Here is a 23509-nt window from a genome sequence, read left to right as displayed (position 1 = left end):
CCGCCGGGGGAGCGGTTCATTTTCCCTCCCCGGCCGAGACCGCACGCCGACACCAATCTTCGGCCCATCTCTAGGACGCCCACACTCGGCATGGAGCGTTTCCAAGCTGCTTTCTCGGTGCTCAAGAGCGGTGTGCATAACGCGCACCCACAGGAATTATCGGCACAAACAGATCTGCAAACTCCCTGCAACGCAAACAACTCCGTCGACGTTGCGGCTTGCCCCTGAAACGTAAATGTCGACGGGGGATACTCGGCTTTCGTGGTTATCGACCGCGCGGGCGCATCCGACTACCTGGGTGCGCGGCGTCCCACTGCGCCTCCAAGCGGGTCACGCGGCGATTCTCCACGACGAACCACAGCGCTCCGGCGACCGCGCCAAGAACGGCGATGAGGACCGTGGTGGACAGCCATTCGTAATGTCGATAGGCAGCAGCTGCCGCCGTGCTGATCAACGCGAACGTCGCTACGGCCAGAAGGATCAGCCCTGGCCAGAAGAAGTTGTCCTTCATCACGATGCCAGCGTGCGGCTGCGTGGTCCGAGAGTGATCCGTCGGATCGTCGTGCGTGTCTGGCATCACCGCTCCCTCCGCCGTCAGGCGAAATAGCAAAATCTAGTCGCTGCACGAGCCGGGCGAATGCAGAATCTCGACGCAGACCACCACCATCCACCCGTATGCGCCCGGGCAATTATCTGGTCAGCTCGAGCCGGCCCAGTCGCGGATGAGCAACTCGGGCAGCGTAATCGCTCCAATCGTTGTCACGAGCCACACCACAACGATTGTGGCCAGCCAGGATTCCATGCCTTCAATAATGAGTCCGTGCGTCAAAGTCGACGCAAGGATCAAGGCGACGGTCGTCAATGCCAAGCCGGTCGCCCCAAGGAGCAGCGACGCATATCGATGGGGCAACTTCAAGATCGACAAGGACAGGATCGCCTGCAATACCGCGAACACCACCATGGCGACGATGAACCCTGGTATCGACGACGAAACTCCGGGAACGATCCACGTCGCAAGCAAGAGTCCGGTCGCCCACGACGCCAGAAGCAAAAGTGCCCGCTGCAGGATTTGCATCATGGGAACAGCCGTAGGTTGCCGGGCTGCGCCTGGGCGAAGAAAAACGAGGACGACTGCCAAACCCACCGCCAAACGGATGAACCGGCATCGACACCGGGACCGCGTAGTCGCCGTCGCACTCGTACTGATGTCCGTCCGCGCCCGGATCGCGACAGTATTCGTAATCGTTGGCATCTGCGCTGCAGACGTGACATGACGATGCCTTCGCGGCACGCCATGCTCTCGGCGATCTGTCGGTACCGGAGTTCTGCGACATCGCGGGAGTAAGCAGTCAGCCGAAACTGCACTAGCGACGTCATCAACGCGTCCGCCAGTTCAATATCAGGCAGCGCATCCAGGGCATCGAGTTCGGCCGATTGTGGCACTCGCGAGGTCGCCACATCGTGGGCGACTAGTTGTCGGTCGGTGAGGTGGCCGATGAGGTAGTCGTTTGGGCGGTGATACGCGCGGCGAAGACAATTAATGTAAGTGTTGGTAAAGATGCGAAACAGCCACGCCCGGAGGTCGGTTCCCTCGGAAAAGGTGTTGAAGCCGGCATAAGCCTTAAGGATCGTTTCCTGCACGAGATCTTCGGCGTCCACGGCGTTGCGCGTCAGTCGGCGGGCGCGATCGTTGAGTTGGTTCAGATATGGAAGGGCGTCGTTGATAAACCTCGCGGTCAGCTCTGGGTCGCGCGAACCGAGCGATGAGTCGCTGTCTGCTAGGTGGTCAACTGCTGGTGGTGCCATGGGCACATCCTGGCTTTGGTCGGGGTGAGTCGTCATCGCCCGCTCGCCGATTCACCCGGGTGACACTGCCGCAACTCCTTCGGCTGCGACCGTACAAATTCCCGCTTCACGCCAGCCGTGTCAACGGCAACTGAATCTTGATCAGTTGTCGGCAATTGAATCTTGACCAGCTGGGGTCATTGGTCGTCGGCCGTGACGGTGGGGACGCGGCCGAGGTCTCGGTCTTTGATGCGGTAGCTGTCTCCTTTGAGTGAGATGACTTCGGCGTGGTGGACGAGGCGGTCGATCATGGCGGCTGCGACGACGTCGTCGCCGAAGACTTCGCCCCAGCGGCCGAAGGGCTTGTTGGAGGTGACGATGAGGCTGGCGCGTTCGTAGCGCGAGGACACCAGTTGGAAGAACAGGTTGGCGGCTTCGGGTTCGAAGGGTATGTAGCCGACCTCGTCGACGACCACAGTGGGTAGCGGGCCAGCCGGATGAGTTCGGCTTGCAGTGTGCCGCCGTGATGTGCCGCGGCGAGGCGGTCGACCCACTGGCTGGCGGTGGCGAACAGGACGCGGTGGCCAGCCTGGCAGGCCCGGATCGCGATCCCGATAGCCAGGTGCGTTTTGCCTGTCCCTGGCGGCCCGAGGAACACGACGTTGTCGCGGGCAGTGACGAAGTCCAGCGTGCCGAGATGGGCGATGGTGTCGCGTTTGAGGCCGCGGGCGTGGTCGAAGTCGAACTCCTCCAACGACTTCCGCGAGGGAAATCGGGCTATACGGATTCTTCCTTCACCGCCGTGGGACTCGCGGGCCGACACTTCGCGCTGCAGACACGCCGCCAAGAACTCCTCGTAGCTCCACGTTTCGGTTCGGGCTCGCTCGGCGAGCCGGTCGACGGCCTCCCGCAGGGTGGGCGCCTTGAGCGCTCGGGTCAGATACGCCAGCTCGGCGGTCACGTCGCGGTTGGCGGTGGTGGTCTTGGTGGCCATTACGCCACCGGCCCGTCGATGTCGATCAGGGCGTCGTAGTCGGTCAACGACCGCTGCTCAACCTCTACCTGGGTGGGCAGCGTGACAACGTCGAATCGGTTGCGGCGCAGAACCTTGGCCGCCGCAACGTGTTCGGGGTCGCTGATCGTTTGATGCTTGGCCCAGATCCGGTCGTGATCGGCAACCAACCGGCCAGCGCACCACACCCGAACGCGGGCCAGGTCCGCGACGACCTCGATGCGCCGGCCGACCGCAGCGGGGTGCACCGAGTAGTCGTTGGCGTCAAGCCGGACGTAGTGATCGCGCGGCAGCCGGGCATGGGTGCGCCACCCGCTGACCGGCGCCACCGGCGGCAACGGCAACATCGCCGCCCGGTCAGCTTCCACCCGATCGGCCGGCCGGCATCCCAACACTCGATGCTGGCGGTGATTGGCGATGACCAGCCACTGGCTCAGTTGAGCGTTGAAATCTGACGGCGAGTCGAACACCCGACCCGCCGCGCGAGTTGCAGCTATCACGCTGTCGATCAGCGGCGCCAATGAAACGGGCCGGGAGACGCCTGCGCCGTCACGTGACGTAACACCACCAGCGGGAGGCAATGCAATCAGCGCGAGCAGTCGCGAATGTCGGAACGCTCCAGCGCCCTCATCTGAAAAATGACAAGAAACTGAGACAGAAGCCGGATGACATCGCGTGAGACAAACTTGCATCGCTGCAGGTCAGGGAATTGAGAGATGACACGCGATTTTGGAACCTACAGTAGTAGTAGTTTCTCAAAACCCTTGTCGCAGTCTCAATTAGGATGTCATCTCGATGTCTTTTATGACACCACTTTGAGAATTTTTGTAGGTACCCCTCGTTCCAACACGCCCGCGACTGCTATCAGCGGGGCGCCGATATTGCGGGCTCAGGCACGCATGGCCCCGATTGGCACTCCCTGTCGACGACACCAACTAGTTTATCTACCAACACCTTTCGGACTCAAAGGCGGTTCCAGCGACGGATCTTGGGGGCGGACGGGTGCTGGTTCATCCGATGAATACGGCGGCGTTACTCATGCATAACGAATGTTATCCATGACTTGCTGACGCGGCGATAGCGCGACACCGGTGACAAGTGCGACGCGTATGCCCCGCGCGAAGCGGTCGGCCAATGAGCCGAGGATCTGGGACTCGTCGTTGTGACGGCAAGGAAAGCTGGGGCGGTGAACAGAGCTAATAATTCGCCGTAGCATTAGCTTTCCTAATGCGAAAACGGGTGACGTATCTGCGTGTTACCGGTGCAGTGGAGTGGCTTTCATTTCCTCTCCTGGCGGCGGTGCCGCGGCTGGGTGACAGGGGAGCGAACAGGTACTCAGTGCAGAGTTGTCGCGTGCCCGCTAACGCAATTCGGCTGTCTGCGTTACAGCCTGGGATCGACAGCGTTGAGCACCAAGACCAATGTGTCGATGCCTAACGACGCGGCCTTGGTCGCGGCCGCGACGACCTCCGCACCGGGCACGAAGGGTAGGAAGAAGGCGATACCAGCGGCCGACGACAGAAGGCCGGAGGCGATCTTCAGCGGGCCGGTGATCTGATGCCCTGAGCGAAGGTCAAACCCACCTTGAACCAAGTCGATCACACCGGTGACCAAAGGTACGGCCCTCTTAAGGAGTTCGCCGACTTGAGGTGACACGTTGAACGCCGCAGCATAGTCCTGACCAGTCGTCTTGATGAGATCGTCGACCACGCCGCTGAGGACGGAGACCCCGTTTTCGAGTGCCTTGCCAAGCACATCGCCGGGGTGGCTGCCGCTTCCGGAACCGCCGGAACTTCCACCGCTACTCGACGAGGAACCTCCCGGGCTGCCGTGCGGAAGAAGCGAACCAAAGAAGTTTTCGACTTGTGTTGCGAAGGAACTGATTCCGTCGGCGACCGCGTGCACGTCCGAGTTCACCTGCGTCGTCACTTGCGTCGTCACTTGCGGTACGACCGTGTTAACGACGCTGGTGTTCGCCGTCTGGACGAAGCTGTTTGCTGCTGTGACTACGCTGCCTAGAAACACCCCAAAATCGGTGGTGGCGGCCTGGACGAAGCTGCTGAGCCCTATAACGAGACTGCTCACCAACTCCAGCGGGTTGCCAGTACTTGTGGTGGCTGGGGTGATGTTGATGACCGAAATCGTGTTGTCGCTGTTGGCGACATAGAGCTTGGTGCCCGCGGAGTTGACCGCCAGGGATGTCGGCATCACGCCGACGGTGACTGGGTTGCTGACTACCGCGCCGGCGTTGGAGTCGTAGCCAGTCACACTGCCCAGGTACACCGTTTGACTCGGCACGCTTGGAACGGGTTGGAAGGTGGCGCTTTGACCGGTGCGGGAGTCTGAGACGTCGGCGACGTAAAGCGTCTTGCCATCCGGACTGACCGTCATCGGCCCAAACCCGGTGATGGTGATCGGCGTGCCGATCTGTTGTCCGGTAGCGGTGTCATAAGTCAGCACAGTGGCGCTTTGCGGCTGGGTCGGTGGGGTAGTCGGTGAGGTCGTAAGTGCACTGGCGGGAACGGTTTCGACGTAGAGCTTCTTGCCATTGGGGCTCAGCGCCATACCCGCGCCGCTCCCGGCCAAGCCGTTGTCGAGCACGATGGGAGTGCCGACCGTCGCTCCGGTCGACGGGTTGACGGTGTAGATCGTCTGCGTGGCAGCCAGCTGATTGTTGATGTCGGATCGTGAAACAGTGGTTACGTACAGGCGGTCACCTGACGGACTGACCAATATTTGGCTGGCAGACGGCGTGGAACTCGGCGTGTTGGTCGACGGCCCGATCGGTATCGGTGCACCGACTTGGGTGTTGGTCGTGGTGTCGAAGACGTAGACCGAGGGTTGGAAGGTGTGGTTAAACGGGTTCGCAAGGTCCACGGTGTATGTGGTGTCTGCAACGTAGACGCGGCTGCCGTCGGGGCTGACCGCAACGTTCTGAGCAGACGACGGTGTCGTTTCGGTGAGCCGTGTCCCGGTCAGTGATGTCAGCGGGATGGTGTCGATAACCTTGCTGGTTGTTGGGTCGATCACGACCAACGAATCGGTGGCCCCCGTTAGGTGTTGTCCGTTGACGTTGACGGTGAACGGATTCAGTGCGGTCACGTATACGCGGTTTGTCACCGGGTTGACCGCCACACCATTTGCGACCTGGCCGACGGGGATCGGTGCGCCGACCTGGGTGTTGGTGGAGGTGTCGACGACCTCGATGAACCCCTGGGGCTGACCTGACGAGTTGACCGCATAAGGGGCGCTGGTGCCGTAGAGCGTTTTGCCGTCGGGGCTCAGTGCGATTTGGTAGGGGTCGACGGGGATGGTGTTGGCGACGGTGAGGTCAGTGGTCGCTGTTGGTGCGGCGACGCGACTGGTGGTGCTCGCAGCGGTGGCCGGGATCGCGGAGCCGGTTTGGGTTTGCCGGTAGGCGGCTAGTAGAGCGTCACTGAGCGGGTTCGGCGTGAGGGGTGCGGCTGGAGCACCCGGTTGGGTGGGATCGAACCCGCCGAACAGGCCCGTGAGCACCGACGCAGCCAGGCTCTGCAGGCTCGGCGACGACGGCGCAACGGCCTGCGATGCGGCAGCCACGCTCGCCGGTGCGGCGACAGGAGCGGGCGTGGACACCGGCGTATTCGCCGTCGGCATAGTACCCGTCGACGAGGTGCTGCCCGAGCTGGCCGCAGAAACACTCGCCACCGTGGTGGAAGCGGAGGAGGTGGATGAGGGCACGGGCGCGACGGTTTGGTGACTGACCAGCGAGGCTATGCCGGTGGCGGTTAACGTCTCGGCGGTGTGCGACGACGCCGCAGCGCTCTTCGAGGTTGTAGGCGACGATGTTTCAACCGTTGACGTGCTCGGCGAAGTGTTCGAACTCGATGACGGCTCCGACGGCGAAGTGGTGGTTGTCGACGAGCCGACCGTAGCCGTCGAATCCGTCGGCGCGGAATTCGCTGTGGCGTTAAGAGAACTCGTCCCAGCGGTCGCACTGGAATGCGAGGTGCCAATGGTCGTGGTGGCCGCTGCCGCGTTGGCTGTCGTAGTGGATCCGGTGTTGCCGCCGCTGGCGGACAGAGTGCTCTTCGGGGATTCGTGGGTGGTGGTCGACGAACCAGTCGATGGTCCGGCGTTTTTGCCGTCGGACTCACCACCTGGTGTGGAAATGCCCGTTGTCCGCGCGGCGTCCGAGGAGCCGCTGCCGTTCGGTGAAGTCGAGGAGGGCGCCGAACCAGTGTCGTCGGCATGGGCAAAACCTGACCCATTGACCAGAGCAGCACCCAGACCAAGCGCTACTGCCCCGGCGCCCAACCACTGATACGGCTCGAGGCGCTGCTTAGTCTTCTGGTGACGGCCCTTGCCACGTTGAGGGTGTGTCCTCGATGTTCTCTGCGCACTGTGCCGACCCGCCACCGCGGCCCCCTAGCTGGTAATGAAATTGCCGCAGCAATAACTACCACACCCGACAGCAAAATCGTGAAAACAGTGGAAGGCTGGGAGTCACCTGGGAGCGGTGCTCTTCGGGTGGTCAAACAGCTTCTCGTGCAACGTTATCCGCAAAACGAAAGGACACAGGCCAATCATCCGCCGAAATGGATCCCCAGAACTGGCAAACAGGCGACGGCGGCCCGGGGATATTGCCGGATGTTGACTTGGGCCGCACCGTCTCCCAACGCGTCCCGTCAGTACTGAGCCTTATCGGGCACCGCGTTTCGTACCGGTGGCGATACCGGACCGTGGGATCAGCTGGCGTTGGCGCCGTTGACGTGCCTGCTGTACGCCGCCAGTCCACACGAACGCGAGGTGATGGAGTCCGCGACGCTGTGGGTCGGCAAGACCACCCGCAGCCACCAGTCCTACGCCGCGGGTCTCGACGATAAGACGACCGGGCGCCAATTCGGCAACGCGCTGGAGGCCGCAGAGCTGTTGCCCCGCAACACTTCAGAGGCCCGGCTCATACCGCGCGGGCAGCCCGGGCAGATGGTCGAACTCATCGACTTCGACGAAGTCGTCGTCTATCTCGACGAGCTACGGGGAGCGCGCGTGTGTGCCGCCCGCGACTACGAGCCGGCCGGGATGTAGAAGCCCAGTCCCTGGGCGGTGGTCTGCAGAGTCGAGTAGGCCATCCACATGAACCCATCACTACGCGCAGCACGCGGGCGCTGTCGTCGCAGGCACGCAAGTACGGTCAGGGTTTGGTGTTCGCCACGCAGGCGCCGAAGGGCTTGCACAACCAGATCCCCGGCAACGCGGTCACCCAGTTCTACGCACTGCTCAGTGCGCCCGCGCAGATCACCTCCGCGCAGGAGATGGCGCGGGCGAAGGGCCGGCTGATGCCCGACATCAGCCGGCTGCGTTCGGGCAATTTCTACGTCGCGATCGAAGGCGAAGCGTTCCGTCGCATCGTCGCGCCGTGATGTCTCTCCTACCGCCCGCCTAATCCGCTGTCGCCCGAAGAGGTAGTCGACCTCGCCAAGCGCCCGACTTCCTGATGTGCCGCCTCAGGCTGGCGCGACGATGATGACTTCCCCGTTGGGCCGTTGTGGCTGCCCGGTCTGGCGGTTAAGTGGCATCGGCAAAAGCTCCAGGGGATGGCGGCGGATGTCGAGAGTCTGGTAGATCACCAAGACCACCAGTCCGGCGATGAGCACCGCGGAGGCGCCGGCGTTACCCCAGTTCAGTCCGCCGTGATCGCGGCTCTTGCTCAAGATGTTGCCGACCACGGCGCCCCACGGCCGGGTCAGGATGAAGGCGATCCAGAACAGCAGCATGCTGTCGATGCTGGTGAAGTAGTGCGCGGCCAGCAGCGCCAACATGGCGGCCGTCAGGATCAGCGCTGCCGGCCGCAGTCCCACGTTCAGCCCGCCGGAGAGGTAGTCGCCGGTGGAGGTGCCCAGGCTGTTGGAGAACACGACGGCGATCCAGAACAGCACCTCACCGGTGAGCGTGGCAAGGTTTTCGACGTTGAGGGTCTGGCCGCTGCGCCACCACATCAGCAGCACGACAGCCAGTCCGCTACCCAGAATCAGCGCACCAGTGGCCTGCCCCAGGTGTGATGTGTAGTTGATGAAGTCCGAGATGGTGGTGCCTGCGGTGCTGGTGAGCACGACGACCGTCCAGAACAGTGCCGGGTGAAACCGTTTGGCGCGCAACTGGATTGTCACGGCAACGAGGAAGATGGCGAGAAGTAGGATCGCGGCACGAAGGGTGCCCAGCCCTAGTGTCTGGGCGAAATAGTCACCGGCGGTCTCGCCCAGGGTGGTGGCGAGGATCTTCATCGCCCAGAAGAGTGCAGTGATGTGCGGCAGCTTGCGCATGACGTACTGCCCGGGCGTCAGGACCATATCGGAACGATGACATACGGCGCTGAGCCGGGCGCACCATCACATCGAGATGGCAGTGAACACACAGACTGCGTATGTCCCGGGCATGCAAGGCTGTTGGTGGGATTCGCACCGATCGTCGCCTGCGGTGACGTAGCCCAGATGCTCCGCTGGCCCGGCCTGCGGCCAGGCTGCAATTGGGCCGTGGGCGGCAACGGCAGGCGACTTCCGACGTCAAGAAGTCAAACCGCGCCGCCGAAGCGCGGGTCCAGGCCGCTCAGCGGATCGCGGCACCCTGAGGTCTCACCAAGACTTCCGGGTCATCGATTATTCACCGCCAGTAACCGAGAATCGGCCGGAATCGGTCATCTCTCCCGAAGCGGGAGATGGTCTTATCTATTGTGCGGCAAACATTGTCGAGAATGCATGTGGGCCTGCGCCGATGGGCGTTTGGTAATCCGTTGGTATGGCGGGCCGTTTTGTGGCGGACATTTGAGGCACCCTGACCGGGGGAGAGTCGACGATGCTGTGCGATGGAGGCGCCGTCTCATATATGGGTCCATTTCGAGACGTGGTTTTTCGGGTCGAGGCCGAACACTTGGATAGCGGCGGACTTTCCCTCAAAGAATGCGATCCCCGGTCGGTTGGCCCGGGCAGTCTGGCAACCAAAGCTTCGACGGTATGCTCCGTCACCAAGATCGCGTCGCCCGTTGTCTTCGTCACATGATGCTGGTCAGCGGGCCTGGAAGGCTGGCGCAGATCCTCGTCGAACGCTGCCGGCTGTACGCTTAGTGCCAATCAAGTCGTCGCTTTATTCTAAAGGGCAGTGCCGAAAAGCGCTGTGATACACCACAACTCGCACCAGTTAACTGGTAACAGTGTGTGTTCGGGAGGTGCGAGTTCCTGGTTGGCTAATGCTTCGAGGGCGACAAGCCAGCAGTCACCGATCGCGGCGTCCGCGCGTCTTATGAACCGTCGTTTTGCTAGGACTTGAGTCCTCGCCGGCGGGCTCCGCGGCAGACCGTTTGTGCAGTTGTCGATGACTACCGCCGATGGCAGCACTGAATTTCTGTGGCGTTTCCCGGGGGAAGTTGGCAGCGGCGTCTAGCATCTTTGCCGGGAGGTGCAGGCACCACAAGAGCGGGGAGCCGATGGTCCAGATTCGTGCGGAACGGACGATCGCAGCATCATCGGAACGGTCTTTGACTGGCTGCATGATCCGGCCAACTTGACCGTCTCTCCTGTGCTCCGCAAGGCCGTTTGGGCGAAGGGCTCGTCAAGTCCCGGCGTGGGAAGTGACCGGATATGGCTTTTGGCTGCACGAACAGATCAGGGCCTACGACGCGCCCCGGAACTGCGCCGATGACGTTGTTCGATCGTTCCCGGCCTCACAACACGAGGGCGGATCGGTCACGTGCACTCCGTCTGGCGACGGCACCCATGTCGTTTGGGTGAGTGGCTACACGGTCCCCGGCTCGCGGGGGCGGCAAGCTGGTCGAGTACTCACCGCGCCCCTGATCTCGTTTAACCTGCGCGCGATACTCGCTGGCTGCGCGAAGGCGCTGGAGAGCTAGGGTCAGACAACGCGACCAGTTTCTGAACTACGAAATTGGCTGTGTTGCAAAACAACTCGCTACCATTAACGATCGAAAGCCAACGATATGTCAGGCGCAAACGGCAGTGGTATCCGGTCTGCGTCCGGGAAGACACGAACGTCCGAGATGCTGAATCGCAACGGCGCCAGCGTCACAGTGACATTACGAATGGCTCATTTCCCTGTCGATGCCGCCGGCCCCGAATGGCTACTAAGCCCCGGGCGAAGCCCGTCCGAAAAAGTGACACGCGTTTGCCAATGTCACGCGGTGGCGGGTCGGTTGGCTCGCTACACGTGTATGTATGCCTTCGTGGCTTTGTGTCTCTAATGCGGCCGGTCGACGCCGCGTGCACCGAAAAAAATAAGTCGGCCCGCCACCCGGGGGTGTCGGTGGCGGGGCCGACGATGTACTCAGACGGTCAAGCCTCTGGTTTGGTTCATCTCTTGAGTCCCCTGGGCAAAAGGACCCAAACCGTCACTGCCAGCAAACGAAAGCCGCCACCGGTAAATCGCCGCTGCAGTCGGTCTGGCGTTCTATCTTTGTGCGTGACAGCCCGAGGCGGTGCCCTCTTCGGGGCTGGGTAGCGCGTGAGCGAGGGCGCTTGGAATACGCACCAAGTCGAATATGTCGGGTTACCGGTAGCGCTTTCGTCGGCACCCGCGAGCCGTTACATCGCGCGACAGCTCGAGCCGCAAGCTGCGGCTGCCTAACGCGGTATCGCGGCCGCTGACCTTGGCAAACGTCTGGGAGGTCTGATTCTTGCTGGATTTGGGTATCGTCCATGTTGTGATCCAATCGGCCAGCAGGTAGGCCGCAAACGCGATTAGTGACTTGCCCGGATAACCTCAATGGCGCCCAGGGAGCAACGATTAAATGCGAACTGACGGATGCTGGACAGACTTACGGCGTCGACGTGTCTGGCACTCGCGTCGACGCCGGCAACGTCAACTTCGACATCAAGGCCGACGATCAATCCGAGCCGTGTTATGACGCTGGCTCCACCACCTCGCGCCGAGGTCTTCTTGGTGAAGAAGCGCCTCATCTCGATCTCGACGCGAGCCGAGCTCGAACTCACCGATCACAATTTGCGCTGCACCATCAAGGAGTACTCGAAGTGGGCTGAGAAGGCCCTGGGGATTTCAGATCTCAAGTCTCGGCTGCAAGCAGGCGAAGCGGTTTTGGCGTTCGATTTCCGGCGTGATCGGCTGAAGGTGAAGTGGCTCAAGCAATTTCTGAACGCGGGTTTCGAGGTTAGTGAAGAGGGCTCGCTCCGTTGGCTGGTGTCCCTCGTTTATCCCACGGGAGTCCTAGCATTGGTGGAGGTGGTGGATGGGTGGGACGTCCACAATCAGTGGCGGCAAGCTCTGCCTCCGAATTGACCCGCGGGTTCCGACGTTATCGGGCTGCGCAACCTTCCGGCGGCCCAACAATCAAAGCGAATACGGAGCCCCTTTCATAGATAACGACGATTATCCATGAGGGTCTCGTAAAGGATTGGCAGAGCACATAACTCGCGGGTTATATCAGCGCGTCCCTTTAGATCATGCGACTCTCCTGTTCTGAGCGGCTCGCGAGAGCCCACCCACGACCTGGTCGTAGGCACGCTCCGCACGACGGCCCTGAACCCGATGGCACAACTAATGCATGTGGGCATCCTGTCGCTGCGCACGCCCCAACACCCTGGAACGCGAAGCAACTATGCGTCGGCGCAGGCGTCGAGGAGTGTTTGCACACGGCCTTGCCCTCTTCGCTCACGCGGTCGAGTTGATCGCCGCGTTCGATTGCACGAAGGGCTGTGGCCTGCCTGCTGGCTCCTCGTGCGCTAAGGGCGGTAACGCCACGCGATGCATGTTGGTCAGCGGGCGACGAGGTCGAACTCGTTGCCTTCAGGGTCGATGAAGCTGATCCACCGGTTGTCGTTGTCGGCCAGCGATCGGATCTCTTTGGCGCCCAGCCCCATCAGCCGGTCGGCTTCGGCCCGTACGTCGGCGGCCTGCAGGTCGAAGTGCAGACGGTTCTTGACCGTCTTGCCCTCGGGAACCTTGTGAAACATCAGCAAGGGAGCGCGCTGGCCGTCGGCCCCCGCGGCGATCGACGCGAAGTCTTCGGTGGCGCCGTCGTCGACGGTGCGATGTAAGGCCTGAGCCCAAAAGTAGGCGAGTCCAGTGGCGTCAACGGCGTCAAAGCTGATGCCCAGTAGCGAGATGCTCATATGCGATCGCTCTGTTCGCGGCAAGAGAGGGGTTTCTTGGCCATTGCGATAGTCCTTGCCGTCGTTGGGGTTTGGTGACTGTGCTGTCGGGTCGTGACGGTGGTGTTCATCGCCTGCCGCCGTCGATGGCCACGTCGGTACCCGTGATGTAGGACGCTCGGGGGGATGCCAGGAAGCCGATGAGGTCGGCGACCTCCTGTGGTTCACCGGCGCGGCGCAGCACGGTGGTCTCACCAAGGGCGTCGAACAGTTCCCGTTCGGCTGCGTTGGTATAGACCGGCCCTGGCGAGATGGAGTTGACGCGGACTCCGGCGGGTCCGAATTCGGCCGACCACGAACGGGTCAGCGAGACCAACGCGGCTTTGGTGGCGCCGTAGGCGGCTGTGGTGGGCTGACCGACAGCGCCGGCCCGGCTGGCCACATTGACGATCGCGCCGTGTCCGCGGGTCACCATCTTCGGCGCTAATACCGACACCAGCAGGTAAGGGGCTTGCACATTGGCGACGAACAATTGATTGAGGGTGTTGGCGGCCAGTTTTTCCGTCGGGCCGAACCAGGCGAATCCCGCGTTGTTGACCAGGACGTCCACCTCGCCGGCCTCGGTGGCAAGTCGTAGCGCCTCCCTAGGTTGGGTCAGGTCGGCGCCCACGAATCGGGCTGAACCTCCGGCACTTTCGATCTCTTTGACCACTGCCGCGCCGCGCCCGGCGTCGCGGCCGTGGACGATCACCGTGGCGCCCTGCGCGGCCAGTTGTAGCGCGGCGGCCTGACCGATCCCCGACGTCGCGCCGGTGACCAGTGCAACTTTGCCTTCCAAATTCCGGACCTCAGTGATGCCTATCATGGTGACTCCTCAAATTTGTACTGACCTGTCTAATTCCGTAGAAGCAACGCAAGTCTGTCGCCGACTATTCCGGCCTCGACCGCGCAACCGGAACGTCTTCCCGCATGCTCGTCGTCGAGCTGACGGTTCGGCCAGATCACTCAATCATCTTGCGCTGCAGGGACTACCGTGGTTCGTGCCGCGGCGTGGAAGGCCTCCAGTTCGCCGCCGATGTCCGGGCCGGTCGGCTGATAGATGATCTCGGTGATGTGTTGCGCGGAGAGCTGTGTGATTCGGCGGCCGACGTCGTGCGCGGTGCCGGTGAGGGTTGTCGTGGAGATGGCCTTCCAGCTGCCGGCTGTCCAGGCGGCGGTGTCGGCGCGGTTGAGGGCGATGAGATGCTGGTCGTGCACAGCGAAGTGGCGATCCCGCGGTGGGGTGGCGTTGATGGTGTCAAGCCACGCCTCGCCGCCGGGCAGTGCGGTGACGTCGCCGCCGAATTCATAGGCGGCGTGGTAGGCCAAGGCGTTTCCGGGCCCCGCCGCCGCCTGCACCCGCGGCGAGTCCAGGGGCTCACCGTCGGCGAGCACGGTGCCGTGTACGCCAAGCGCGGCCCACTCGAACTGCGCGGCGAAGGCCGTCTGGCCGTTGACCGTGAACAGACCGTCGGCCAGCTCTTCGGCGATGGCGAGCCCCTTGGGGCCCAGCGCCGAGATCAGGATCGGCACGTCGACGGGGCGCTCGGGTCCATGCCCGCCGGGGTGCATCATCTGCATGCGGTCGCCTTGCCAGGCGACGGTCGCACCCGCGAGCAGAGCGCGGAACGCGGCTACATAGTCGCGCAGATATGACCATGTGGTCGGGGCGGCGCCCAGCGCGCGGGCGCCGGCGAAGCCGGTGCCAAACGCGACCGCGACCCGGCCCGGCGCCAGCGCCTCCAGTGCTGCGGTGGCTGAGGCGTTCACCATGGGGTGGCGCAGGCTGGGCACGAGCACACCGGGGCCCAAGCCGATCCTGGTGGTGCGTTCGGCCGCCAGCGCCAGCATCATCCACACATCGGGGCTTTCGTGCGGTGTGTCGAACAACCACGCTCGGTCGTAACCGAGCTGTTCGGCGGCCACAATGTGCTCAGCTGAGCTCAACGAGGTCGCAAACTGGGCCGAGATCTTCACGGCCGGCACCCGATCAAGTCTGCTGGCCGACCGTCGCGCCGGCTTGTGTGAGTGCAATTGGCTCGAGCGCCATGATCGGGATGTCGCGGTCACCTGCTAGCCGTCGGTATTGGGGAAAGTGCGGCCAGAACCGCTCGGCGACCGTCCAGTAGTATCGCTTCTCTTTGCCGGTGACCTCACGGGCCTGAAACTCCCGAACACTCGCACCGTCCTGAAGTCGAACCGTGGGGTGGGCAACGAGATTGGCATACCACGACGGGTTGGTGGGTGACCCGCCCGCTGATGCCACCGCGACGTACCGGTCACCGTGGACGATGCGCATCACCGGGTTCTTGTGAACCTTGCCCGATTTCGCACCCACCGACGTCAGGATCACCACAGGGCGTCCTTCCAGCGTTGCGCCCGCGACGCCGCCGCTCGCCTCGTAGTCGGCCACCTGCGCACGGACCCTTTCCGACTGGCTGGGTACGTACTGCCCATCAACGCCGCTTCCGGTGTCGCAGTCGGCGTTCAAACTCGTCTCCTCGCCCCAAATGGTGTCGTCGATGGCTGTCAGACCTGGGCAAAGCCGCCGTCGACGCTCAGCTCGGCGCCGGCCACGAAGCTGCTGTCGTCAGAGGCCAAGAACAACGCGGCTGCCGCGATCTCTTCAGGGCGGCCCATCCGCTTCAGTGGTATCGCCGCGGCGAACGTCGCCCGGATCTGGTCGGCTTCCTCCGGGGAGCTCGCCTGGCCGTCCATGATGGGGGTATCGATCGGGCCCGGGCTCAATGTGTTGAACCGGACACCACGGTCGTTGAACTCCCGGGTCCACGTCCGCACGTAGGAGCGCAGGGCGGCCTTGGTGGCGCTGTAGGTGCTGTAACCAGTAATCCCGACGTAACCGGCCACCGAGCCGACCAGAACGACGGAGCCGCCCTCACGCACCAAAGGCAGCGCCTTCTGCACCGTGAACAGGGCTCCCCGGGCGTTGAGGTCGAAGGTCAGGTCGAAGTTCTCCTCGGTGACCTTGCCCAGTTCCTCAGGCTCCACCCGGCCCGAGTTCACCAGCAGGATGTCCAGCCCACCCTTTTCCGCCAGGACCGTCGCGAACAGCCGCTCCAAGTCTGCACTTTTCGTGCTGTCGACGGCGACCGTGGTCACGCCCTCTCCGATCAGCGCCTTGGCCTTGTCCAATTCGGTTTGCCGGCGCCCGGTGATGAAGACATAGGCGCCTTCGTCAACGAATCTCTGCGCGCTCGCCAGCCCGATACCGCTGCTGCCGCCGGTGATCACGGCGACCTTGCCATCCAGTCGTGCCATCAGTTCATCCTCATTTCCAATGCGTTGGGAGACGTTTCAAGCCGCGCCCGTCTATGCGACAACGCTGTCGTTGCGCGGAAACCGTTGGATGCCAGGGCATCCCGCCCGCATCGTGGGTGTCATCGGGTCAGGCCCGCGTCGGGAAAGCGGCGCCGAACATGGGCAGCCCGCTGATGGACTCATCGTGGGTTGCCTCGTCTTGGATGACATCCCAGTGCTCAGCGAGAAGACCGTTTTCGATCCGGACGACGTCGGCCACGATCCAATCGGCGGGCTGCCCGACGTTGCGGAACCGGCCGTGCAACATCACGTAGTCACCGCCCGCGACGACAAGCCCGTTCTCGTAACGCATATCAGGCGGCGAGGCCTTCACGAGCTCGAACAAGCCCTCACGCCCCGGCGCGATGTGGGCGCTGTGCTGGACGTAGTCGGGCGACCAAAACCTCTGTGCGCCCGCGTAATCACGCCGGTTGAACAACGTGTCGAACGCTTCCAGGACGAACGCACGGTTCCGATCCTCTACTGCTGTGGCCATGATCCGCCTCCTTCACCACCTTTGAACAGACCGGTACAAACAATAATTCCTGCTGGGGTCTGCGTCAAGGCGTGACACGCGATGCCACGCAGAAACGCCCAGGACACGAGGCGTTGGCGGGAAACTTGACAACACTTATCAGACAGCTCTGTCTGATAGGCTGATGCGGTGGCGACGAAGACAGCAGAACGGCCATCGGCGCGCGAGCGACTGCTCGCCGCGGCCGACGAGCTGTTCTACCGCGACGGCGTGCATTCCACCGGAATCGACGCCGTCATCGAGAAGGCGGGAGTCGCAAAAGGCTCCCTGTACTACATTTTCGGCGGGAAGGACGAGCTGGTCGCCGCCTACCTCCGTGGGCGCCACGAACGATTCCGCCAGCAGGTCGAAAACGCCCAGTCCGGTATCGACGATCCGGCCGACAAAATCCTGGCACTCTTCGATGCGCTCGCTGATTACGTATCGCTTCCGGAGTTCCGGGGCTGCCCCTTCGACAGCGCGGCAGCCGAAGCGCCGACAGGGCAGTGCCAGGTGCTGGCGATCAAGGAGTACCGCGATTGGTTGCATCAGTCCGTACTCCAACTCGCCGCAGACACAGGAGTGCCCGACTCCCAGGCGCTGGCCGAAGCCCTCATCGTCCTGTACAACGGGGCGCTGGCGACGGCAAACACGGGACCGCCCTCGCGCGCCGCCGCGATGACAGCTAAACGTCTTGCGCGGCTCACCCTCGCAGCGGCGAAAGCCTCGAGCTCAGTCTGATTCCGGCAACGAGCTGGGCGGGCGGCGGCACAGGTTGACGCGCGCCCAGCACACACCGAAGTCTCCACTGGCGGCGGCGCCGGAAGGGGCGGCCGCAGGTCAACCGAGCATTGGCGTCCGAGCTTAAAACACCCGACGGATAGTCCAACCCTTCAGCCGTGTTAGTCAGCGGACGATCCACTATTTGCCCGGATATTCATCGACGAAGTCATTAACGTGTCAGCGTGTCAAGTGCGACAGCTAGGACGACGATCAGCCAAGTCCTGAAATGACCCTGTCTCCACCGCCTCGCGCCGAGGTCTAGTTGTTGGAGAACCGCCTCAACCCGATCTCGACGCGAGCCGCGCTCGAACTCACCGATGACAATGTGCGCTGCACAGTCAAGGAGTATTCGGAGTGGGTCGAGAAGGCCCTGGGGATTTCAGATCTCAGGTCTCGGCTTCAAGCGGGCGAGGCGGTTACGGCGTTTGATTTCCGGCGTGATCAGGTGAAGATCAAGTGGCTCAAGCAATTTCTTAAGGCGGCCTTTTCGGTTACGGAAGGCGGCTCACGTCGTTGGCTGGTGTCCCTCGTTTATCCAACTGGAGTCCTGGCATTGGTGGAAGTTGTCGACGGCTGGGACGTCCACAAAGAATGGCGGCGGGCGCTGCCTTCGGCTGACTGATGTGGCTCGAGTGACTGTCTTACAAATCGTCGCACATTGTTGCTATCGCTGACACGACTATCTTCCGACTGACTTCGCCTTGTACGCAAGATGAAATACGTTCGCAGCATTGCGTTTTGGAAACAACTGGCGCGATCACGATGCTGAGCGGACCTTGCCCCGGTCGGCGCGGTCATGTCACCGTGACGAAATCGGTGATACGAGATCAGCCGCGCCAGCTGTCAAAGCCGCAAACGGACTGCGCGTCTCGGGGCTGCCTGAAAAATGACATGAATATGAGACAGATCAGGGATGACATCGCGTGAGACAAGCAGCGGCGTCGCAGGTCAGCGCCGCGCTAGATGACAGGAAGATTGAGAATCTACAGCGGCCGACACACGCGAATCATCGCGCTGCTCATCGTCGGCGCCGATCGTCAATCATTGAACGACACGAGGCAGCTGGAATAAATCATCCCCTGACAAGTTCCATTCACACCGCGCTACGTGAAGATGGTGTGAGGGCGAGACAACAACGCGCCGTCGACGAAGATGTCGAGCTTCTCGTTGTAGAAAGCGATCATCCCGGCGATGGGTGCGACTTCGCGCAGCGGGTAGTCGTAGGCCCAGGCGATGTCCGGATGCACGGCGTCGCCGCTCCTGAACGTCCAGTAGGCCGAGGTGATTCCCTTGTAGGGGCATACGGATTCGGTCTTGCTCGGCTCCAAGTGCGATAACTCGACGTCGGTGCGGTCGATGTAAAAGCGAGTCGGCAGACCTGTTTCGAACAGCAAGACTGGGCTGTGTGTCTCGGCCAGTACCATGCCGTCGAGCTCGACCCTGATGTGGCGGTGGGAGCGGAGTGAGTCGACACGCACGTACGGGTTGCGCGGATGAAGGATGAGGGGTTCGTCCTCTTCGAACCACTCAAGTGCATCCCATTCGAACCGCACGCTGCCCGCGACCGGACCGGAATCGTAGACACGGGCGGCAGAGGGCCAGGTGCGTTCGGCCGATGTCAGCGAGTACAGCCGCGACGAACCGAATTGCAGCTTCTGGACGTGGTTTTCGTCGTGCAAGTGCTCCATGCGCACGTGGGATGTCGGGATGTAGTACTGCGGGTAGTACGCGATCTCCCAAACGTAATGGGCGCGGACGGTGTCGAATACGAGTGTCTTGTCGAAATAGCCTCGTACCCGGCGCGGTGCAGGCTCGATGAGGCCTCGTTCGCCAAGCAGCTGGGGGTAGTCCCGATCGGGGGTCGGTGACACTGCAGTCATTGGTCCTCCTGATTGCGTATGAGCGACACGAGCGGCGCTGGTTTTAGACAGATCTGTACATGCGAGATGTCGCTTGACGACGAATGGCTGCCGGTAGTGGCCCATTACTTCATTACCGAGCTGGCGTTGTGGGCGTCGAAGCTGATTGCCAGCACGGAGATGCTCATGATGTCGTGTCCCGATTGTGGTGTTAGGTGCCGGCGCGGCCGCCGTCGACGGCCACGTTGGTGCCGGTGATGTACGACGCGCGGGGGGAGGCCAGGAATCCGATGACCTCGGCGATCTCTTGCGGCTGGCCGCCCGACCCAGCACGGTGGTCTCACCGAGGGAATCGAACACTTCCCGTTCGGCGGCGTTGGTGTAGACCGGTCCTGGTGAGATGGCGTTGACGCGGATGCCGGCGGGTCCGTATTCGGCGGCCCAGGAGCGGGCGAAGGAGGCCAGTGCGGCCTTGGTGGCGCCGTAGGCGGCGGTGTTGGGCTGACCGACGGTGCCGGCCCTGCTGGCGATGTTGATGATGACGCCGTCGCCGCGGGCCACCCTTTTCGGCGCCAGGACAGACACCAGCAGGTAGGGAGCTTGCACGTTGGCGGCGAACAACTGATCCAGCGTCTTGGCGTCCAGCTTTTCCGACGGGCCGAACCAGGCGAACCCGGCGTTGTTGACCAGGATCTCGACGTCGCCGGCCTCCTCGGCCAGCCGCAGCGCCTGTGCGGGTTCACCCAGGTCGGCGCCCACGAATCGGGCTGCGCCGCCGCCGTTTTCGATCTCGGCGACCACCGCTGCGCCCCGATCGGCGTCGCGGCCGTGCACGATCACCGTGGCGCCCTGCGCGGACAGCTCTATCGCGGCAGCCTTGCCGATCCCCGATGTCGCGCCGGTGACCGGGCCGACCTTGCCTTCCAGATCCCGAACCACGGTGGGGCTTGCCATGACTACTCCTGAATGTCGTTAAACCGATCTAGACCTGAGCGAAACCGCCATCGACGCTCAGTTCGGCGCCGGCGACGAAGCTGCTGTCATCGGAGGCCAGAAACAGTGCCGCGGCCGCGATCTCTTCCGGGCGCCCCATCCGGTTGAGTGGAATCGCCGCCGCGAACGCCGCCCTGATGGCGTCCGCGCCCTCTGGCGAATCGGCCTGAAGGTCCATGATGGGGGTGTCGATCGGGCCCGGGCTCAAGGTGTTGAACCGGATGCCGCGGTCCTTGGACTCCCGGGTCCACGTGCGGGTATATGAGCGCAGTGCGGCCTTGGTGGCGCTGTAGGTGGTGTAGCCGTTAATGCCCGTGTAGCCCGCGACCGAGCCGATCAGAATGACTGAGCCGCGGTCACGCATCAGCGGCAGCGCCTTCTGCACGGTGAACAGCGTTGCCCGAGCGTTCAGGTCGAAGGTGAGGTCGAAGTTCTCCTCGGTGATCTTGCCCAGCTCTTCGGGCTCCACCCGGCCCGAATTGACCACGAGAATGTCCAGCGCGCCCTTCTCCTCGAGGACCGTCGCGAACAGCCTGTCCTGGTCTGCGCTGCTCGTACTATCGACGGCGACGGTGGTGACGCTGTCGCCGATCAGGGCTTTGGCCTTGTCCAACTCGCTCTGGCGGCGCCCGGTAATAAACACATACGCCCCTTCTTGGACGAACCGCTGTGCGGTCGCCAGCCCAATACCGCTGCTCCCGCCGGTAATCACAGCGACCTTGCCATCCAATCTCGACATCAGTTGACCCTCCAATTTCGTCTTGCGTGGTGGACGTGCTTATGCGGTGTCCGGTTCTTCTGCAACGCTGCTGTTCCGCGGGAATCGTTGTGGGACTATGGCATTCCGCCTCTCAGGCGGCCAGTACCGTGTCATACCCGTGTTGGGAAGGTCTCGCCGAACATGGGCAACCCACTCACGGATTCCTCGGCGGTGGCCTCATCCTGCAAGACATCCCAATGCTCGGCGAGCAGACCGTTTTCGAGCCTCACGATGTCTGCCGCTATCCAATTCGCGGGTTGCCCGATGCCGGTGAATCGGCCGTGCAGCATCACATAGTCGCCGTTGGCCACGATCAGCCCGTTCTCGTAGCGCATGTCTGGCGGCGAGGCCTTCACAAGCTCGAATAAGCCCTCGCGCCCCGGCTCGATGTGCGCGCTGTGCTGGATGTAATCAGGTGACCAGAACCGCTGCGCCGCAGCGTAGTCCCGCCGATTGAACAACGTGTCGAACGCCTCCAGAACGACCGCTTTGTTGCGCTCTTCTGTCGTCATGGCTGTGCCTCCTCGGTAGGGATAGGGTGCTGCCGTACCGGACATACGGGGTGACTGGCGTGCGCGGCGCGATGGGCTCCAACACCACGATCGGGATGTCGCGGCCCCCTGCAAGCCGTCGATATTCGGGAAAGTGCGGCCAGAACCGCTCGGCGACCGCCCAGTAATAGCGCTTCTCGTCGCCGCTGACCTCACGCGCCTGAAACTCCCTCACACTGGCGCCGTCCTGAAGTCGGATCCTCGGGTGGGCAACCAGATTGGCGTACCAGGACGGGTTGGCCGGCGCCCCGCCCGCGGATGCCACCGCCACGTAGCGGTCGCCATCCACGATCCGCATCACCGGGTTCTTGCGGACCTTGCCCGACTTTGCGCCCACCGACGTCAGGATCACCACCGGCCGACCCTCCAGCGTTCCGCCCTTGACGCCGCCGCTGGCCTCATAGTCGGCCACCTGCGTGCGCACGCTTTCCGTCGGGCTTGGCACGTACTCGCCGTCAAGACCGCTCTCAGTTGTCAGCGTCATCTGTCGCCTTTCGGTGATGTGTCGTCCATCGACCGCACTATGGTTAGACCGATCTGTCCAACAACGCGGTAGGTGCACCTTCCCTTCCGGAATTCGAGCCGACGAACTGACCCAATAATTGCGACTGCGGGACCTGCGTGGAGCTGTGGCTAGGTTTTCTCGACCGTCGCCGGAACTGAGCCATATGTCGCCTGCCTGCGACGCTAGCTCTGGGCGGCCTCAAAAGGGGGGTTGGAGGTAATGCTGACAGCACCACCTTCAGAGCTCGGCAGTCACAGATGACCGGGATAGCCTGGCGCACCTTGAGAACTCCCGTCGGCGGGTCGTCGACGGCTTGTAAAATCGGCCCGGTGGATGCGTTAACCGAGCTGGGCATACTGCTCCGGCGTTGGCGCGAGCGCGTCACTCCCGCCGATGTCGGGCTCCCCGCAGGGACGGGTCGCCGAGTACGCGGCCTCCGACGCCAAGAGGTGGCCCAACTGTCGGGTGTATCGGCGGATTACATCGTCCAACTGGAACAGGGAAGGGCCACCTCTCCATCGACGCAGGTGCTCGCCGCATTAGCTCGGGCGCTTCGCCTGTCAAACTTCGAACGTGATCATTTGCTCCATCTGGGCGGGTACACGCCGCCGGCCGAGCACGCCCCAACGCTGTCCGCCGCTGTGCGGCGCCTGGTGGACCAACTCGACTCCACACCCGCGGCGATTTATGACCTGTGCTGGAATCCCCTGGTGTGGAATCCGATGTGGGCCGCGGTCAATGGCGACCCACTCAGCCGGCCATCGAGAGCGCGAAACATGATGTGGTCTTTCATGACTGGACAGCCCAGCCGCATCAAGCGCCGTCCAGACCAAGCTCTACGCATTCAACAACTCCTGGTCGGCGATCTGCGAGCACGCATGGGACAGCATGCCCGCGACGACCGGTTAACCAAGTACATCGCCGACCTCAGCGCCGGAAGCGAGCACTTCCGCAACATATGGGCGAGCGAACACATCGCCGCCTACCGCCACGAAGAAAAGGTAATTGACCACCCCGCCGCCGGGATCCTCACGCTGGACTGCGACGTTCTGGCTGCCGACAACAACGAATTGCGGCTAGTCGTCTACACCGCACGCCGTCGCAGCGAAACTAGCGATCGCCTCCAGCAGCTAGAAGAAGCGCTAGCCCAAACGCGCGATTCCCGACAACCTCCGCTGCAGGTGTAGGTGTAGGTGCTCGATTCGCGTGTCATCCGACCCTCCCGTGAGGTGCGGCGATCGAAGGTGCTCACGTGTGTGATCTGTGCAGTCTGATGTGACATCAGGCGCCACCGTG

The 23509-nt window shown here is 62.8% G+C and carries 23 protein-coding genes and 6 pseudogenes; 10 read left to right on the top strand and 19 right to left on the bottom strand.

Annotated elements, in window-relative coordinates; genetic code table 11:
* Window positions 1-265 precede the first annotated feature (265 nt).
* The 6 genes and pseudogenes from usfY to MYCSM_RS17130 form a co-directional block, all read right to left on the bottom strand.
* A complete protein-coding gene (gene usfY / locus MYCSM_RS17155) occupies window positions 266-577 on the bottom strand; it encodes a protein UsfY (RefSeq protein ID WP_015307428.1) in 312 nt (103 codons plus the stop codon).
* A 120-nt stretch (window positions 578-697) separates the two neighbouring features.
* Complete coding sequence (locus MYCSM_RS17150) at window positions 698-1078, bottom strand: phage holin family protein (RefSeq protein WP_015307427.1); 381 nt, start codon at window positions 1076-1078, stop codon at window positions 698-700.
* Window positions 1075-1806 carry a sigma-70 family RNA polymerase sigma factor gene (locus MYCSM_RS17145; protein WP_015307426.1) on the bottom strand — a complete coding sequence of 244 codons (732 nt, stop codon included), beginning with the start codon at window positions 1804-1806 and terminating at the stop codon, window positions 1075-1077. Before MYCSM_RS17145 ends, MYCSM_RS17150 begins: the two co-directional genes overlap by 4 nt.
* A gap of 176 nt (window positions 1807-1982) precedes the next feature.
* A pseudogene (gene istB, locus MYCSM_RS17140) lies at window positions 1983-2779 on the bottom strand (IS21-like element helper ATPase IstB).
* Window positions 2779-3273, bottom strand: a pseudogene (locus MYCSM_RS17135) (Mu transposase domain-containing protein); the annotation flags it as partial. The pseudogenes istB and MYCSM_RS17135, both read right to left, overlap by 1 nt.
* A gap of 907 nt (window positions 3274-4180) precedes the next feature.
* Window positions 4181-6412 (bottom strand): YncE family protein, encoded by a 2232-nt coding sequence (locus MYCSM_RS17130; RefSeq protein ID WP_041312256.1) that lies wholly within the window; start codon window positions 6410-6412, stop codon window positions 4181-4183.
* Here MYCSM_RS17130 and MYCSM_RS38730 point away from each other — a divergent pair.
* From MYCSM_RS38730 to MYCSM_RS17115, 4 genes and pseudogenes are all read left to right on the top strand, one after another.
* Complete coding sequence (locus MYCSM_RS38730) at window positions 6405-6536, top strand: hypothetical protein (RefSeq protein WP_257720715.1); 132 nt, start codon at window positions 6405-6407, stop codon at window positions 6534-6536. The genes MYCSM_RS17130 and MYCSM_RS38730 overlap by 8 nt on opposite strands.
* A gap of 21 nt (window positions 6537-6557) precedes the next feature.
* On the top strand, window positions 6558-7100 hold the full coding sequence (locus MYCSM_RS37230) for a hypothetical protein (RefSeq protein ID WP_157681342.1): 543 nt from the start codon (window positions 6558-6560) through the stop codon (window positions 7098-7100).
* A 443-nt stretch (window positions 7101-7543) separates the two neighbouring features.
* On the top strand, window positions 7544-7864 hold the full coding sequence (locus MYCSM_RS17120; RefSeq protein WP_232425611.1) for a hypothetical protein: 321 nt from the start codon (window positions 7544-7546) through the stop codon (window positions 7862-7864).
* 62 nt (window positions 7865-7926) lie between these two features.
* A pseudogene (locus MYCSM_RS17115) lies at window positions 7927-8274 on the top strand (AAA family ATPase); the annotation flags it as partial.
* Window positions 8275-8283: 9 nt separating this feature from the next.
* On the opposite strand, the gene MYCSM_RS17110 reads toward MYCSM_RS17115, so the two are convergent.
* Both MYCSM_RS17110 and MYCSM_RS39080 read right to left on the bottom strand, forming a co-directional pair.
* Window positions 8284-9126, bottom strand: coding sequence for a COG4705 family protein (locus MYCSM_RS17110; protein WP_015307423.1), 843 nt, complete (start codon window positions 9124-9126; stop codon window positions 8284-8286).
* A gap of 526 nt (window positions 9127-9652) precedes the next feature.
* A pseudogene (locus MYCSM_RS39080) lies at window positions 9653-9828 on the bottom strand (adenylate/guanylate cyclase domain-containing protein); the annotation flags it as partial.
* A gap of 572 nt (window positions 9829-10400) precedes the next feature.
* On the opposite strand from MYCSM_RS39080, the gene MYCSM_RS38905 reads away from it, so the two are divergent.
* The 3 genes and pseudogenes from MYCSM_RS38905 to MYCSM_RS17105 all read left to right on the top strand — a co-directional run bounded on the left by MYCSM_RS38905 (window position 10401) and on the right by MYCSM_RS17105 (window position 12079).
* Window positions 10401-10679 (top strand): SRPBCC family protein, encoded by a 279-nt coding sequence (locus tag MYCSM_RS38905; RefSeq protein WP_232425610.1) that lies wholly within the window; start codon window positions 10401-10403, stop codon window positions 10677-10679.
* An 838-nt stretch (window positions 10680-11517) separates the two neighbouring features.
* Window positions 11518-11823: pseudogene (locus MYCSM_RS36030) on the top strand (DUF4333 domain-containing protein); the annotation flags it as partial.
* Window positions 11726-12079 (top strand): hypothetical protein, encoded by a 354-nt coding sequence (locus MYCSM_RS17105; protein WP_232425609.1) that lies wholly within the window; start codon window positions 11726-11728, stop codon window positions 12077-12079. The pseudogene MYCSM_RS36030 and the gene MYCSM_RS17105, both read left to right, overlap by 98 nt.
* Before the next feature lie 476 nt (window positions 12080-12555).
* Here the strand turns inward: MYCSM_RS17105 and MYCSM_RS17100 are convergent, their stop codons facing one another.
* From MYCSM_RS17100 to MYCSM_RS17075, 6 genes are all read right to left on the bottom strand, one after another.
* The gene (locus MYCSM_RS17100) at window positions 12556-12912 is read right to left on the bottom strand and encodes a VOC family protein (protein ID WP_015307419.1); all 357 of its coding nucleotides are present in this window, start codon (window positions 12910-12912) and stop codon (window positions 12556-12558) included.
* A gap of 106 nt (window positions 12913-13018) precedes the next feature.
* Window positions 13019-13756 carry an SDR family NAD(P)-dependent oxidoreductase gene (locus MYCSM_RS17095; protein ID WP_015307418.1) on the bottom strand — a complete coding sequence of 246 codons (738 nt, stop codon included), beginning with the start codon at window positions 13754-13756 and terminating at the stop codon, window positions 13019-13021.
* Window positions 13757-13896: 140 nt separating this feature from the next.
* Complete coding sequence (locus tag MYCSM_RS17090; protein ID WP_041314217.1) at window positions 13897-14907, bottom strand: LLM class flavin-dependent oxidoreductase; 1011 nt, start codon at window positions 14905-14907, stop codon at window positions 13897-13899.
* Window positions 14908-14920: 13 nt separating this feature from the next.
* Window positions 14921-15421, bottom strand: a complete 501-nt coding sequence (locus MYCSM_RS17085) for a nitroreductase family deazaflavin-dependent oxidoreductase (protein WP_015307416.1) — start codon at window positions 15419-15421, stop codon at window positions 14921-14923.
* A gap of 38 nt (window positions 15422-15459) precedes the next feature.
* On the bottom strand, window positions 15460-16209 hold the full coding sequence (locus MYCSM_RS17080) for an SDR family NAD(P)-dependent oxidoreductase (protein ID WP_015307415.1): 750 nt from the start codon (window positions 16207-16209) through the stop codon (window positions 15460-15462).
* A 127-nt stretch (window positions 16210-16336) separates the two neighbouring features.
* Window positions 16337-16744, bottom strand: a complete 408-nt coding sequence (locus MYCSM_RS17075) for a nuclear transport factor 2 family protein (RefSeq protein WP_015307414.1) — start codon at window positions 16742-16744, stop codon at window positions 16337-16339.
* 168 nt (window positions 16745-16912) lie between these two features.
* Between MYCSM_RS17075 and MYCSM_RS17070 the strand changes: the two genes are divergently transcribed.
* Window positions 16913-17503, top strand: a complete 591-nt coding sequence (locus tag MYCSM_RS17070; protein ID WP_015297801.1) for a TetR/AcrR family transcriptional regulator — start codon at window positions 16913-16915, stop codon at window positions 17501-17503.
* 307 nt (window positions 17504-17810) lie between these two features.
* Entirely contained in the window at window positions 17811-18167 is a 357-nt protein-coding gene (locus MYCSM_RS17065) for a hypothetical protein (RefSeq protein WP_232425608.1), read from the top strand.
* Between the two features lie 481 nt (window positions 18168-18648).
* Here MYCSM_RS17065 and MYCSM_RS17060 read toward each other — a convergent pair whose 3' ends face one another.
* The 5 genes and pseudogenes from MYCSM_RS17060 to MYCSM_RS17045 all read right to left on the bottom strand — a co-directional run bounded on the left by MYCSM_RS17060 (window position 18649) and on the right by MYCSM_RS17045 (window position 22192).
* Window positions 18649-19425, bottom strand: a complete 777-nt coding sequence (locus MYCSM_RS17060) for a DUF427 domain-containing protein (RefSeq protein ID WP_041314215.1) — start codon at window positions 19423-19425, stop codon at window positions 18649-18651.
* 372 nt (window positions 19426-19797) lie between these two features.
* Window positions 19798-20358 (bottom strand): annotated as a pseudogene (locus MYCSM_RS36025) (SDR family NAD(P)-dependent oxidoreductase); the annotation flags it as partial.
* Window positions 20359-20386: 28 nt separating this feature from the next.
* Window positions 20387-21136 carry an SDR family NAD(P)-dependent oxidoreductase gene (locus tag MYCSM_RS17055; protein WP_015307411.1) on the bottom strand — a complete coding sequence of 250 codons (750 nt, stop codon included), beginning with the start codon at window positions 21134-21136 and terminating at the stop codon, window positions 20387-20389.
* 131 nt (window positions 21137-21267) lie between these two features.
* A complete protein-coding gene (locus MYCSM_RS17050; RefSeq protein ID WP_015307410.1) occupies window positions 21268-21669 on the bottom strand; it encodes a nuclear transport factor 2 family protein in 402 nt (133 codons plus the stop codon).
* On the bottom strand, window positions 21569-22192 hold the full coding sequence (locus MYCSM_RS17045) for a nitroreductase family deazaflavin-dependent oxidoreductase (protein ID WP_015307409.1): 624 nt from the start codon (window positions 22190-22192) through the stop codon (window positions 21569-21571). The genes MYCSM_RS17050 and MYCSM_RS17045 overlap by 101 nt, the downstream gene beginning before the upstream one ends.
* Before the next feature lie 350 nt (window positions 22193-22542).
* Between MYCSM_RS17045 and MYCSM_RS17040 the strand changes: the two genes are divergently transcribed.
* Window positions 22543-23400, top strand: coding sequence for a helix-turn-helix transcriptional regulator (locus MYCSM_RS17040; RefSeq protein ID WP_051073766.1), 858 nt, complete (start codon window positions 22543-22545; stop codon window positions 23398-23400).
* Window positions 23401-23509 lie beyond the last annotated feature (109 nt).

Origin of the sequence: Mycobacterium sp. JS623, assembly GCF_000328565.1 — a bacterium.
Taxonomy (GTDB): Bacteria; Actinomycetota; Actinomycetes; order Mycobacteriales; family Mycobacteriaceae; genus Mycobacterium.
Note: the sequence above shows the minus strand (reverse complement) of the source record. Positions and strands in the feature narration are given on the sequence as shown.

Coding starts and splice junctions, on each gene's coding strand:
- MYCSM_RS17095 (WP_015307418.1), bottom strand. CDS start 13,756: ATGATAGGCATCACTGAGGTCCGGAATTTGGAAGGCAAAGTTGCACTG.
- MYCSM_RS17080 (WP_015307415.1), bottom strand. CDS start 16,209: ATGGCACGACTGGATGGCAAGGTCGCCGTGATCACCGGCGGCAGCAGC.
- MYCSM_RS17145 (WP_015307426.1), bottom strand. CDS start 1,806: ATGGCACCACCAGCAGTTGACCACCTAGCAGACAGCGACTCATCGCTC.
- MYCSM_RS17060 (WP_041314215.1), bottom strand. CDS start 19,425: ATGACTGCAGTGTCACCGACCCCCGATCGGGACTACCCCCAGCTGCTT.
- MYCSM_RS17075 (WP_015307414.1), bottom strand. CDS start 16,744: ATGGCCACAGCAGTAGAGGATCGGAACCGTGCGTTCGTCCTGGAAGCG.
- MYCSM_RS17045 (WP_015307409.1), bottom strand. CDS start 22,192: ATGACGCTGACAACTGAGAGCGGTCTTGACGGCGAGTACGTGCCAAGC.
- MYCSM_RS17100 (WP_015307419.1), bottom strand. CDS start 12,912: ATGAGCATCTCGCTACTGGGCATCAGCTTTGACGCCGTTGACGCCACT.
- MYCSM_RS17150 (WP_015307427.1), bottom strand. CDS start 1,078: ATGATGCAAATCCTGCAGCGGGCACTTTTGCTTCTGGCGTCGTGGGCG.
- usfY (WP_015307428.1), bottom strand. CDS start 577: ATGCCAGACACGCACGACGATCCGACGGATCACTCTCGGACCACGCAG.
- MYCSM_RS17110 (WP_015307423.1), bottom strand. CDS start 9,126: ATGGTCCTGACGCCCGGGCAGTACGTCATGCGCAAGCTGCCGCACATC.
- MYCSM_RS17055 (WP_015307411.1), bottom strand. CDS start 21,136: ATGTCGAGATTGGATGGCAAGGTCGCTGTGATTACCGGCGGGAGCAGC.
- MYCSM_RS17050 (WP_015307410.1), bottom strand. CDS start 21,669: ATGACGACAGAAGAGCGCAACAAAGCGGTCGTTCTGGAGGCGTTCGAC.